Source organism: Micromonospora xinjiangensis (assembly GCF_056150165.1).
Genome location: NZ_JAXCFO010000003.1, coordinates 649,616 through 661,847, shown reverse-complemented (window position 1 = coordinate 661,847; position 12,232 = coordinate 649,616). Strand labels below are relative to the sequence as shown.

At 73.0% G+C, this 12,232-nt stretch carries 12 protein-coding genes and 1 pseudogene; 6 read left to right on the top strand and 7 right to left on the bottom strand.

All coding sequences use genetic code 11. The features are described 5' to 3' along the window. Positions 1-128 precede the first annotated feature (128 nt). The 3 genes from SM573_RS14985 to SM573_RS14975 form a co-directional block, all read right to left on the bottom strand. Positions 129-884 carry a TIGR03089 family protein gene (locus tag SM573_RS14985; protein ID WP_474612777.1) on the bottom strand — a complete coding sequence of 252 codons (756 nt, stop codon included), beginning with the start codon at positions 882-884 and terminating at the stop codon, positions 129-131. A gap of 92 nt (positions 885-976) precedes the next feature. After that, positions 977-1,855, bottom strand: a complete 879-nt coding sequence (locus SM573_RS14980; RefSeq protein WP_474612776.1) for a hypothetical protein — start codon at positions 1,853-1,855, stop codon at positions 977-979. 6 nt (positions 1,856-1,861) lie between these two features. Further along, positions 1,862-2,380 (bottom strand): SigE family RNA polymerase sigma factor, encoded by a 519-nt coding sequence (locus SM573_RS14975; RefSeq protein ID WP_474616310.1) that lies wholly within the window; start codon positions 2,378-2,380, stop codon positions 1,862-1,864. A 203-nt stretch (positions 2,381-2,583) separates the two neighbouring features. Between SM573_RS14975 and SM573_RS14970 the strand changes: the two genes are divergently transcribed. Beyond that, positions 2,584-4,896 carry an esterase-like activity of phytase family protein gene (locus SM573_RS14970; protein WP_474616309.1) on the top strand — a complete coding sequence of 771 codons (2,313 nt, stop codon included), beginning with the start codon at positions 2,584-2,586 and terminating at the stop codon, positions 4,894-4,896. A 102-nt stretch (positions 4,897-4,998) separates the two neighbouring features. Here the strand turns inward: SM573_RS14970 and SM573_RS14965 are convergent, their stop codons facing one another. Next, positions 4,999-5,913: a GNAT family N-acetyltransferase gene (locus SM573_RS14965; protein ID WP_474616308.1), complete on the bottom strand. Its 915-nt coding sequence runs from the start codon at positions 5,911-5,913 to the stop codon at positions 4,999-5,001. Between the two features lie 376 nt (positions 5,914-6,289). Here SM573_RS14965 and SM573_RS14960 point away from each other — a divergent pair, with 376 nt between their 5' ends. Further along, positions 6,290-7,201: a serine hydrolase gene (locus tag SM573_RS14960; RefSeq protein ID WP_474612772.1), complete on the top strand. Its 912-nt coding sequence runs from the start codon at positions 6,290-6,292 to the stop codon at positions 7,199-7,201. 24 nt (positions 7,202-7,225) lie between these two features. On the opposite strand, the gene ligD (SM573_RS14955) is transcribed toward SM573_RS14960, so the two are convergent. Next, positions 7,226-8,140 carry a non-homologous end-joining DNA ligase gene (gene ligD / locus SM573_RS14955; protein WP_474612771.1) on the bottom strand — a complete coding sequence of 305 codons (915 nt, stop codon included), beginning with the start codon at positions 8,138-8,140 and terminating at the stop codon, positions 7,226-7,228. Then, the gene (ligD, locus tag SM573_RS14950; RefSeq protein ID WP_474612770.1) at positions 8,130-9,071 is read right to left on the bottom strand and encodes a non-homologous end-joining DNA ligase; all 942 of its coding nucleotides are present in this window, start codon (positions 9,069-9,071) and stop codon (positions 8,130-8,132) included. Before ligD (SM573_RS14950) ends, ligD (SM573_RS14955) begins: the two co-directional genes overlap by 11 nt. 84 nt (positions 9,072-9,155) lie before the next feature. On the opposite strand from ligD (SM573_RS14950), the gene ku reads away from it, so the two are divergent. Continuing rightward, positions 9,156-10,172, top strand: a complete 1,017-nt coding sequence (ku, locus tag SM573_RS14945) for a non-homologous end joining protein Ku (RefSeq protein ID WP_474616307.1) — start codon at positions 9,156-9,158, stop codon at positions 10,170-10,172. A 25-nt stretch (positions 10,173-10,197) separates the two neighbouring features. On the opposite strand, the gene SM573_RS14940 is transcribed toward ku, so the two are convergent. Continuing rightward, on the bottom strand, positions 10,198-10,590 hold the full coding sequence (locus tag SM573_RS14940) for a PPOX class F420-dependent oxidoreductase (protein WP_474612768.1): 393 nt from the start codon (positions 10,588-10,590) through the stop codon (positions 10,198-10,200). A gap of 115 nt (positions 10,591-10,705) precedes the next feature. Here SM573_RS14940 and SM573_RS14935 point away from each other — a divergent pair, with 115 nt between their 5' ends. The 3 genes and pseudogenes from SM573_RS14935 (at position 10,706) to SM573_RS14925 (ending at position 12,175) form a co-directional block, all read left to right on the top strand. Then, on the top strand, positions 10,706-11,095 hold the full coding sequence (locus SM573_RS14935; RefSeq protein ID WP_474612767.1) for a MerR family transcriptional regulator: 390 nt from the start codon (positions 10,706-10,708) through the stop codon (positions 11,093-11,095). Then, the gene (locus tag SM573_RS14930; protein ID WP_474616306.1) at positions 11,068-11,412 is read left to right on the top strand and encodes a thioredoxin family protein; all 345 of its coding nucleotides are present in this window, start codon (positions 11,068-11,070) and stop codon (positions 11,410-11,412) included. The genes SM573_RS14935 and SM573_RS14930 overlap by 28 nt, the downstream gene beginning before the upstream one ends. An 83-nt stretch (positions 11,413-11,495) precedes the next feature. After that, a pseudogene (locus tag SM573_RS14925) lies at positions 11,496-12,175 on the top strand (FKBP-type peptidyl-prolyl cis-trans isomerase). The last annotated feature ends 57 nt before the right edge of the window (positions 12,176-12,232 follow it).

Genomic DNA, 12,232 nt, shown 5'->3' with positions numbered 1-12,232 from the left:
TGACAGGCGTTCTCCTCCGGTCGATCATGCAGTTGTGGTTCCCGGATCACCCCGGTCCGCCCCTTTCGCGAGGTGCCACAACCGCGTGATCGGCGGGGAGGGGCGGCGTTCGGGCGCGGCCCGGCCGGCTACAGCACGCGGGTGATGTGGTCGGCGGCGATCCGCGCTTCGAGCTTCGCGCGGTCGAGGTTCGCGCACACCACCACGGACGCACCCACGGAGAGCGGGGCGAGCAGCCACTTCACCGGCTGCTCGTGCTCGGCCGCGTCGACGAGCAGCCGGTCACCGGCGCGCAGGCCCCACATCTGCGCCATCTCCCGGGCGAGCCCGCCCCACTGGCCGTACGTGGTGCCGTCCGGGGTCGCCGGGTCGGACGGGCGGATGGCGGCGTAGTGCGGCGTCGAGTCGCTGTGCCGGAGCACCTCGGCGGACCAGTCGAGCCAGCCCACGGGCACGTCGGCCAGCGGCGCCGGTCCGGTGCCGACGAGGTAGCGGTGGGTGCCGTCCGGCACGTCCTCCAGCCAGTCGTCGAGGCGCTCCGGGGTCACGAACACCGCGTCGTACGGCAGGTCAGCACCCGGTTCGAGCACCGGCAGCCCGGCGGTGGCGCGCGGCCGGAACGACACCGCCATCCCGACCGACCAGGCGCCCAGCAGCACCGCGGCCGTACGCCAGTGCGGCGGCAGCAGCACCGCGACCCGGCTGCCGGGGGTCAGCCCGCAGCCGTCGCGGAGCAGGCCCGCGCTGCGCGCCGCCCACTCGCCGACCAGGCTCGCGGTGAGGTCGACCCGCTCCCCGGTGGCGTCGTCCAGGTACGTGAGCAGGGGCCGGTCGGCGGCGCTCGGCGGATCGGCCGCGACGGTCGAGGGCGCGATGGCGTTCATGGGGCACTCCTCCTGCCGGTCCCGCCCACCATAGCCACCGCGCCCAGGAGCCGCCCGCGACCGTGCGGCCGCGGGCGGCTCGTGTCCCACGACTACCTCGCCGGCACCACGTCGGCCGGCCGCTCGACGGTCACCGGAACGCCGTAGTCGAACAGTTCGAGGGTGCCGTTGGTCGTGCCGGTGTCGAGCCGGCCCTTCGCCGTGGACTGCCACGTACTGGTGAACGCCACGGTGGCGACCCGGCCGTCGGCATCCGTGGTGACGTCACCGGACGTGGCGGTCGACCCGTTCGCGTCCCGCGAGCCGTACTCGAAGTGCAGGGAGCCGTCCGGATTCTCGGTGATCGTGGCCTTCGCGTCCCGCAAGGCCTTGAGCAGGTCCGCCGGGTCGGGCGAGACGGTGCCCAGGACGCCGTTCCCCTCGTCGTAGAGGGACAGCCGGTCATGCCGGCCCGGGTACTGACCGTAACGACCGTACGTCTCACCGGGGCCCTTGTCGGGCGGCAGGGCACCCTGCGGTCGCTCCCCGCCGATGTACCGGGTGCCGTCGATCAGCAGCTCGGTTACGACCGCGTCGTCCTGCGGCGCACGGACGTACCCCGTGTCGGTCCTCGGGTCGAACGCCCCCTCGTAGGTCAGCCCGCCGCCCGAGTAGGTCAACCGCATCCGGTAGCTGATGTTCTCGCTGGCGCTGAGCGCCGACACCAGCCTCAGCTGCGGCGACACCGGCTGTGCCCCCGCGGGCCCCTCGGCCGTCACGGCCGGTCGGTCCGCCGGGATGGTCGCCACGGTCGCCGCGGTGGCCACGCCGAGCGCCAGGAAGGCGCAGGTCGCGCCGACCATCGCGGTGGTCCGGCGCCGTCGCGCCCGCCGGCCACGGTCGAGCAGCGTCCCGACCGGGGGTACGGAGTCCGGCTCGCCGTCGACGATGTCGTGGAGCCGGTGGGCGAGCTGTTCATCGAGCGTGTTCATCTCTGGTCACCTGCTTGTCGCGTAGGAGGGTTCGTCGAGGAGGTGGCGGAGCTTGTCCAGCGCCTTGGCGTTCTGGCTCTTGACCGTGCCGAGCGAGCAGCCCAGGACGCGGGCGACCTCCCGCTCGGTCAGGTCCTCGTAGTGGCGGAGCACCACGACCGCGCGCTGCTTCGGCGGCAATGTCAGCAGCGCCCGACGCAGGACGATGGTGTCCGGATTCGCGCCGCCCGCCGGGGCGGCGCGCTCGGGGACCTCCGCCACGAGGCTCTCGCGACGGCGTCGCCGCCAGCCGGACGTGTGGTTGTTGACCAGGGCGCGGCGCAGGTACGAGTGCGGGTCGTCGAACCGCGACACGCGCCGCCACCGCTCGTACACCTTGACCAGGCTGTCCTGGAGCAGCTCCTCGGCACGCCACCGGTCGCCCGTCAGCAGCATGGCCAGCCGGATGTGTCGCTGCCAGGCCACCTCGACGAACGCCACGTACGACCGGTCCGCCGTGGACAGTGGTTGTGTTTGGTCGGTCACGCCCCTAACACGGCGCAGCGCCACGGAAGGTTGTCTCCGACTTCCCGGCCAGCTGCCGCCCGCTTCCTCCCCACGCGGCTGCCGGTCGTGGCCGAGCCCGCGCGGCGGCTGGCCTTTCCTTCGTCGACTGTTCACGTCCGCGCAAGCTGGTGCTCCTCCACGGGTGCCAGCCTCCGTCCGGGTACCACCTACGGAGGAACTCCTTGACATTGAGAAGAGCACTCACCGCGCTCACCGCGGCGGGTGTGGCCACCGCCGGCCTGACCGGCGCCACCCCCGCCTCCGCCGGCGGCAGCCACCACCACCCCGGCAAGCCGCTCGCCTTCGACCGCGTCGCCACCTACCCCGTCTTCCAGAACCGGCCGGCCGGTGAAAACCCGACGTCCCCGACCGTCGCCGAGATCTCGACGGTAAGCGAGGACGGCCGCACCCTGGTCTACACCGACGCGCTGGGCCGCCGGATCGGCTTCCTCGACATCTCGCGTGCCGACAAGCCCCGTGGCCTCGGCACCCTCTCCCTGGCGCAGCTCGGCGACGCCGAGGACGAGCCCACCTCGGTCGCCGTGGTCGGCCGGTACGTGCTCGTCGTCGTGAACACCAGCCGCGGCTACACCGAGCCGTCCGGCCGGCTGGACGTCATCGAGCTGGCCACCCGCAAGCGGGTGCGCAGCTTCGACCTGGGCGGCCAGCCCGACTCGATCGCGATCAGCAAGGACAAGCGGTACGCCGCGATCGCCATCGAGAACGAGCGCGACGAGGAGGCCACCCCGCCCGGCGGCGACGAGGGCGACCTGCCCCAACTCCCCGGCGGCTTCGTGCGGATCGTCGACCTTTCCGGCGCCGCACCGGCCGGGTGGCGGCTGCGGACGGTGCCGCTGACCGGCCCGAACGGCCAGGCGCTGCCCGCCCTGGTCGCGGCGGGCCTCGCGGCGCCGGTCGACCCGGAGCCGGAGTACGTCTCGATCAACAGCCGTAACGAGCTGGCGGTCACCCTTCAGGAGAACAACGGCGTCGCCCTCGTCGACCTGCCGACCGGCCGGATCACCAAGGTCTTCAGCGCGGGCACCGCGACCGTCGGCGGGATCGACACCGCCAAGGACGGCACGATCAGCCTGACCGGCACCATCACCGACGTGCCGCGGGAGCCGGACGCGGTGGCCTGGATCGACGACCGCTACCTGGCGACGGCGAACGAGGGCGACTGGCGCGGCGGCACCCGCGGCTGGTCGATCTTCGACAGCCGCACCGGCACGGTCGCCTGGGACGCCGGCAACAGCTTCGAGCGGCTCGCCGTCACGCACGGGCTGCACAACGAGGACCGCGCCGGCAAGAAGGGCACCGAGCCGGAGGGCGTGGCCGTCGCCGAGTACGACGGCGTGCGCTACGGCTTCGTCGGCTCGGAGCGCAGCAACTTCGTGGCCGTGTACGACCTGAGCAACCCCACGAAGCCGGTCTTCCGGCAGGTGCTGCCGTCGACCAACGGGCCGGAGGGGCTGCTGCCCATCCCGTCGCGGGGGCTGTTCGCCGTCTCCAGTGAGGAGGACGACGCCTCGGTCAACGTCCGGGCCTCGGTCTCGCTCTACCGCCTCGGCCACGACACGCCGGCCGTCCCGAGCATCGTGTCCGGCTCCGACAAGCAGGGCACCCCGCTCGGCTGGGGCGCCCTCGGCGCGCTGAGCGCGGTGCCGGGCAGGCCGGACCAGCTCTACAGCGTTACCGACGCGGCGTACTCGCAGACCCGCATCCTGACCATCGACGCGAAGCGCTCACCGGCCGTCATCACCGGCACGCTGGCCGTGAAGGACCCCGCCGGCAAGCCGGTCGGGTACGACGCCGAGGGCATCGCCGCGCGTCCCCAGGGCGGCTACTGGCTCGCCGTCGAGGGCGCCACGGGCCCGGAGAACGCCCTGGTCCGGCTGGACGCCGCCGGTGTCACCCGGCAGGTCGTCCCGCTGCCCGCGGACGTCGCCGCCGGTCTCGGCAAGCAGGGCCTGGAGGGCGTCGCGGCCACCACCGACCGGCGCGGCCGGGAGATCGTCTGGGTGGCGGTGCAGCGTGAGCTGTCCACCGACCCGGCGGGCGTCGTCCGGCTGGGCCGGTACGACGTGACGGCCGGCACCTGGAGCTGGTTCGGTTACCGGCTGAACACCACCACCGTGTCGGGTGACTGGATCGGCCTCTCCGAGATCACCGTGGTCGGCGACCGGCTCGCGGTGATCGAGCGGGACAAGCTGAACGGCCCCGCCGCCGCCCTGAAGCGGGTCTACACCGTGCCGATGCCGGACGCGGCCGCGGCACCGGGCCCGCTGCGCGTGCTGTCGAAGACGCTCGCCGTCGACGTGCTGCCCGCGCTGCGCGCGACCGACGGGTGGACCCAGGAGAAGCTCGAGGGTCTGACCGTGGCCGGCAACGGCCAGGTGTACGCGGTCACCGACAACGACGCCGTCCAGGACGCCACCGGCGAGACGGTGTTCCTGCGACTCGGGTCCAGCCGGGAGGTCTTCGGGCGCGGCTGACCCGCGGCGGACCGGCAGCGGTCGGCCGGCCCGCCCCCGGCCCGGCGTCCACCCCACGTGGTGAACGCCGGGCCTTCGGGATCGACGGGAAGGGCGTCGGGGTCAGGGGCGGCGGAGCAGGTAGCGGGCGCGGCGGCCGGCGTCGGTGAAGCCCAGCCGGCGGTAGAGGGCGGCGGCGGGGTTGTCGTCGTTGACGCAGAGCCACGCCTGCCGGGCCCCGTCGGCGGCGAGCGACCGCAACGCGCTCGCCACCAGGTACGCCCCGAGCCGCCGGTTCCGCCACTCCGGCACCACGCCGACCTGGTCGACCCACGTGCCGATGACGTTCACGAACCCGACGGCCCGCCCGTCCGGCCCCCGGGCCAGCAGGGACAGGTCGGGGCGGTACTCCTCGTCCTCGCGCAGGTCCCCCAACCAACCGTCGGCCCCGGGATCCCGGAAGCCGGGCCGGTCGGCGAAGGACGCCCGGTAGGTCTCGAACAGCTCCGGCCCGACCTGCCAGGTCACCGGCTCGGTGCGTACCCCCTCGGGCGCCTCCGGGCTCGGGAGGGCGTCGAGGTCGTGCCGCAGCACCCACTCGACGAAGGTCCGTTCGAAGCCGCGCGCGGTGAGCAGCGCGTCCCCGCCCGGGCTCCACGACTCCGTGGTCACCAGCAGGTCGGCGTCGCCGGCCCGCTCGGCGGCCCAGTCGAGCAGGCGGCCGCCGAGCCCCCGGCCCCGCCAGTCCGGACGCACCAGACCCGTCGCGGTGGCCGGTCCCGCGCCGGCCGGCCGCGCGGTGTTGCCGACGCCGGCGGCCGGCGGCGCGGTGTTGCCGACGCCGGCGGCGGCGACGAGCCGGCCGTCGTGCCAGGCACCGAGCGTGTACGTCTGGAGCAGCCGCGCGCGCAGCAGCGGCGCCCGGCCGAACAGCGGGAGGCCGCCGTCGGCCGCGAGGCAGGCCTCGGACAGCCGGGTGAGCGCCGGGAGATGGGTCTCGTCGAGTTCGCCCCAGTCGAGGGTGTCTGTCTGCTCCACGTCGTCCTTCGTCGCGTCGTACCCGAGGGCCGCGCGTGCGCGCGCCCGGTGGCCCAGTAGGCGACGGGTGCGGCCGGGGTGTCAACCGGATTCGCGTCCGCCCCGAGCCGCGCACGAGGGCGTTGGGGCGCCCCGAACATCACCGGCCGCCGCTGGCGCGCACCCCGCCCGGCTTCTCCGTGACGCACGCCATGCAACCCCTGAGCCCGTCGTCCCCGTTTCAGGACTGCGCCGTCAGCGGCGTCATGCGAATGGGGAGCCCGATGAACACTGCGCGCAACTCGCCGGGAGACGACCCGCGGTTCTCCGCCCCGGCGTACCGACACGCCCAGGCCGACCGCGACCAGGGCGTGGACGCCGCGCCGGAGCGGGCCGCGTGAGCGGGCGGGGACTCCCGCGCCGCGGGCTGCTGGCCGCCGCGGTGCTGGCCGTCACGGGCGGTGGAGCGGCGGGAGCGAACGCCGCCTGGCACATGGCCGGCGGCGACGAGTCGACGCCCGTGGCGGCGGGTCGGGGCGCCGCCGCTCCCTCGCCCACGCCCCGCCCGACCCCGGACCACCTGGCGCTCGCCCGGGCGAGGATCGCGGCGTACGTGGAGCGGATCGGGCACGGCCGGGTCACGGTGGCGGTGCGGGACCGGAGCTCCGAGATCGCGCTCACGGTGGGCACCACCCGGTTCCAGACGGCCAGCATCGTGAAGGTCGACATCCTGGCCGCCCTGCTGCTGCGCGCCCGGCAGCGGACGGAGAAGATCACCAGCACCGATCGGCGCAACGCCAAGAAAATGATCACGGTGAGCGACAACGCGGCCGCGACCGCGTTGTACCGCCGGATCGGCGGGAAGTCGGGGCTCGCCTCGGCGAACAGGACCTTCGGCATGACGGAGACCAGACCGAACACGTCGTGGGGGATGTCCACCACCACCGCGGCCGACCAGATCCGTCTGCTCACCTCGCTCACGGCCGAGGACGGCCCGCTGGACGAGGAGGGGCGCGGCTACCTCTTCGACCTGATGAGCCGGGTCGACGAGGAGCAGGACTGGGGCGTTCCCGCCGCCGCCGGCCCGGCCACCACGGGGGTGTACGTCAAGAACGGGTGGGACACGATCACCGCCGACGACGGCCTCTGGCAGGTCAACACGATCGGGCGGCTCGTCGAGCCGGGGCACGACTGGCTCGTGGCGGTGCTGTCGCACCACCACAGGACGCAGGCGGCGGGCGTACGCATGGTCGAGGCGGTGACCAGGTACGCCATGACCGAGCTGCGGAAGATCCCCGCGCCGTCCTGACCCGGCGCGGCCGGGGACGCCGGGTCAGGAGCCGGGCAGTTCGGGGCCGCCGTCCAGGATCGGGGCGAGCAGGTCGCCGGACTTCTCGACCCGCCTCAGCACCTCGTCGGCCGTGTACGGCTTCGTCGCCGGCCGCTTGCCGGCCGCGCCCGCCTCGACCTCGTCCCACGTCAGCGGCGTCGACACCGACGGCACCGCCTGCGCCCGCAGCGAGTACGGCGCCACCGTCGTCTTCGCCGCGTTGTTCTGGCTCCAGTCGATGAAGACCTTCCCGGGGCGCAGGTTCTTCGCCATCTTCGACACGATCAGCTTCGGGTGTTCGCGCTCCAGCTCCTGGGCGATGCGCTTCGCGTACGCCGACACGTCGTCGGAGGGCTGGGTGCCCGAGATCGGGCAGCAGAGCTGCATGCCCTTCTTCCCGGACGTCTTCGGATAGCTGTCGACGCCGTCCTCGGCCAGCCGGTCGCGCATGAGCAGCGCCACCTGGCAGCACTGCTTCAGCGCCGCCGGCGCACCCGGGTCCAGGTCCACCACCATCATGTCGGGGTGCTCGCCGACCTTCCACTGCGGCGTGTGCAGCTCCAACGCGGCGAGGTTGGCCAGCCACACCAGCGTGGGCAGGTCGTCGGCGACCACGTAGTCGATCGTCTCCCGGCCCTTGCTCGACCCGGGCGCGGGCAGGGTCTCCGTACGCACCCAGCCGGGCGTCGCCGCCGGGGCGTTCTTCTCGAAGAACGAGCCCCCCTCGACGCCGTTCGGGAAGCGGATCCGGGTCAGTGCCCGGTCACGCAGGTGCGGCAGGAGCACCGGCGCGACGCGGGTGTAGTAGTCGATCACCTCGCCCTTGGTGAACCCGGCGCTGGGGTAGAGCACCTTGTCCAGGTTGGACAGCTCCAGCGCGCGCCCCTCCACCTCCACCCGGAACCGGTCAGTCGGCATCGGTCACCTCCTCGGCCGGTTTGTCCGGTCGCAGCCGGAGCACCCGGGGGAACCGCAGCCGCCCGTCCGGGGTGCGCTGGCCGTACTTCACCTCCACCACGACCCGGGGTGTTACCCAGATCGCGCCGCGGGCATCCTCACGCGGCACGTCCCCGGCGAACGGCGAGCCGGGCGCACGCAGTGGCTCCAGCTCGGCGAGGAGCTGCCGCTCGACGGCCGCGCCGATGCCGCCACCGACCCGGCCCCGGAACGTGAGCCGGCCGTCGGCGCGGGGCACGCCGACCAGCAGCCCGCCGATCTTCCGCGCCCCCGGGCGCCACCCGCCGACCACGAAGTCCCCGGTGACCTCCAGCTTGACCTTCACCCAGTCCGGCGAGCGCACCCCGGCCCGGTAGACCGAGTCGACCCGCTTGGCCATCACCCCCTCCAGGCCGTTCTCGCCGGCCGCCTCGTAGGTGGCCGGACCGTCGGAGAAGACCGGCGGGACGGCCCAGCGGGCGCCGCCCAGGCTGAGGTCGTCGAGCGCCGCGCGGCGGCGTTCGTACGGCCAGCCGGTCAGGTCCTCGCCGTCGATCCGGAGCAGGTCGAAGATCATGTACGTCACGGGGATGACCGCGGCCAGCCGGGCCGCCTTGTTCCGGTCCCGCACGTGCATCCGTTCGGCGAGCGCCGTGAACGAGGGCCGGCCCGTCTCGTCGAAGAGCACCACCTCGCCGTCGAGCAGCGCGTCGTCCACCTGGTGGTGCAGGGTGGCGAGTTCCGGGTACGCGGCGGTGATCTCCACGCCGGAACGCGCGTACAGGTGCTGCTGGCCGCCGGAGATGTCGGCGAGCGCGCGCACCCCGTCCCACTTGAACTCGTACGCCCAGCCGGCACCCGCCGGGAGCTGCCCGGTCATCGCGAGCATCGGCTTCAGAGGCGCGCCGGGCACCTCCTGACTGTAGTTCGCGGCGGAAGTCCTCGCGCCCGCTTCGATCCTTTGCGATCCTGATCTGTACCGGGGAGAGGAGCTGGCATGCGGGCCATCTGGAAGGGAGCCGTCTCGTTCGGGCTGGTCTCGATCGCGGTGAAGCTCTACTCCGCCACCGAGGAGAAGGACATCCGGTTCCACCAGGTGCACCGTGAGGACGGTGGCCGGATCCGCTACAAGCGCACCTGCTCGGTCTGCGGTGAGGAGGTCAGCTACGACGACATCGCCAAGGGGTACGACATCGGCGGCGGGGAGATGGTCATCCTCACCGACGAGGACTTCGCCGACCTGCCGCTGAGCACCTCGCACGCGATCGACGTGCTGGAGTTCGTCCCGGCCGAGCAGGTCGACCCGATCCTCTACAACAAGGCCTACTTCCTGGAGCCGGAGGGCACGGCGACCAAGCCGTACCTGCTGCTGCGGGAGGCGCTGCTCGACTCGGAGCGGGTGGCGATCGTGAAGGTGGCGCTGCGCCAGCGGGAACAGCTCGCCACCCTGCGGGTCCGCGAGGGTGTGCTGCTGCTCAACACGATGCTCTGGCCCGACGAGGTGCGTACGCCCGACTTCGGCTTCCTCGACGAGGACCTGAAGGTCCGTCCCCCGGAGCTGGCGATGGCCAGCTCGCTCATCGACTCGATGACCGGCGACTTCGAGCCGGACGCGTTCACCGACGACTACCGCGCGGCGTTGCAGGAGGTCATCGACGCGAAGGTGGAGGGCCGGGAGGTCGTCCAGCCGGAAGAGGTCGAGGAGGCCCCGCCCGCGGCGGTGGACCTGATGGCGGCGTTGAAGGCGTCCGTGGAGCGGGCGAAGGCGGCTCGTGGCGAGCCGGCCCGGGGCGGCGGCGCCGAGCCCACACCGATCTCGGCGGCCCGGTCCGCCCAGAAGAAGGCGGCGGAGAAGAAGGCCACCAAGGCGCCGGCGAAGAAGACCGCCGAGAAGAAGGCCGCGCCGAAGAAGGAGCCGGCCAAGAAGGCGGCGCCGAAGAAGACCGCCGCGGCGGAGAAGAAGGCGGCGCCGAAGAAGGCGCCCGCGAAGAAGACCACCCGCAAGACCGCCTGATCCCGCTCCGGCGCCGCCCGGGCCGTCAGCCGCGGCCGAGCTTCTCCGTCGGCGTGACCCGGACGATCACCCGCTGCTCACCGGGCCGGCGGAACGGGTAGGTGTCCTGCCCGAGGTACTTCTTCGCCATCCGGTCGATGTGCTCGTCGGCGCCCTCCGTCACCAGCTCGACGGTGCCCTTGACCCAGAGCGTGCGGAAGTCGTCCGCCCTGTCGGCCACCGAGATCGCGACCTGGGGGGTGCGCCGCATGTTCTCGTACTTCACCCGGCCCTTGACGGTGTTGAAGATGATGTGCTCGCCGTCGGTGTCCACCCAGACGGGGGTGACGTGGGGGGTGCCGTCCTCCTCGATGGTGGCGACGTGGGCGAGCTGCGGTTCGGACAGCAGGGCGAGGTCTTCATCGGTGAGGATCTTCATGGTCGAAATCTACCGGCGGTCCCGCCGCCGGGCCGACTTCTCCGCGCTTCGGGTTTGCCTTGACGCCGACGGCAAGGTCTAGCGTTCAGCGCGAGGCCAGCAACGAGGAGGTCGGATGCGGATCGGCGAACTGGCGGAACGCGCCGGCACGAGCACCCGGGCGTTGCGGTACTACGAGACGCACGGCTTGGTCCGGGCGGCCCGCTCGGCGAACGGCTACCGGGTCTACGACGAGTCCGAGTTGCACGTCGTACGCGAGATCCGGGCTCTGCTCGCGGTCGGCTTCGGGCTGGACGACATCCGCCCCTTCGTGGCCTGCCTGCGCGCGGGCAACGCGTCGGGGCACGTCTGTCCGGATTCCGTGGCCGTGCTGCGACGCAAGCTCGCCGAGGTGGACGCCGGCATCGAGCGGCTGCACGGCGTCCGCCGGGAGCTGCGCGACCAGCTGGCCCACGCCATCGCCCAACGGGAGGAAACATGCCGCAAACTGCGGAGAACGCCCTGACCGCCGTCACCGACGAGAGCTTCGCCGGCACCGTGCTGGCCGCCGACCGACCCGTGGTGGTCGACGTGTGGGCCGACTGGTGCCCACCCTGCCACGCCATCTCCCGCAGCCTGCGTGAGCTGGCCGAGGAGTTCGCCGGGCAGTTGGAGATCGTCACGCTCGACTCGGACGAGAACCCCGAGGTGACCCGCCGCTACCAGATCATGTCGCTGCCGACCCTGCTGGTGTTCCGCCGGGGCGAACTCGTCGGCACGATGGTCGGCTCCCGCCCGAAGAACCACCTGCGGGCGGCGCTCGGCCGGTACGTGGAGGGCTGACCGGGGCGGCATTCCGGCATGCCGGGGCGGGCACCGGAGGCGTCCGGGCGGGTACCGTGTGCGTCGGCGTCCCCCCGGCACCGGTGCCGGCCACCCACCTTCCCCAGGGAGTCGACGAGTGAGCGAGCGGACTCAGAACCGGTCGAAGACGGAGCGGCGGCTCGCCGCCCAGTTGGCCGCGCAGAAGGCGGCCGAGGCGAAGCGTCGCCGGCAGCAGTGGATCGGCGGCCTGGGCGGTCTGGCGGTGGCCGCGGTGCTGATCACCGTCTTCGTGATCGTCGGCCAGGGTGGCGACGACGACGCCCCGCAGGCGGGCGCCACCCCGTCCGCGAGCGCCCCCGCCGACGAGGCGGCCGCGACCCCCGGCGCACCGCAGCTCCCCGAGGGCGCCGACCCGGCGCTGGGCACCAAGCCGACGGTCAAGGCCGGCACCGGCGAGCTCAAGAAGCTCACCGTCACGCCGCTGATCAAGGGCACCGGCCCGGCGGTCACCGCCGGCCAGACGATCACCACGAACTACGTCGGTGTCTTCTACAAGGACGGCAAGGAGTTCGACTCCTCCTGGAACACCGGCCAGCCGGCCAGCTTCCCGATCGGCGTCGGCCAGGTCATCCAGGGCTGGGACCAGGGCCTCGTCGGGGTCACGGTGGGCAGCCGGGTGCAGCTCGACATCCCCGCCGAGCTGGCGTACGGCAACGACGGCGCCGGCGGCCGCCCGGCCGGCCCGCTGCGCTTCGTCGTGGACGTGCTCGCCGCCCAGTAGAAGCCAGCGGCACCGGTTCGTCCCGGTCCGTCACCTGATGGCGATGCAGTTGCCCAC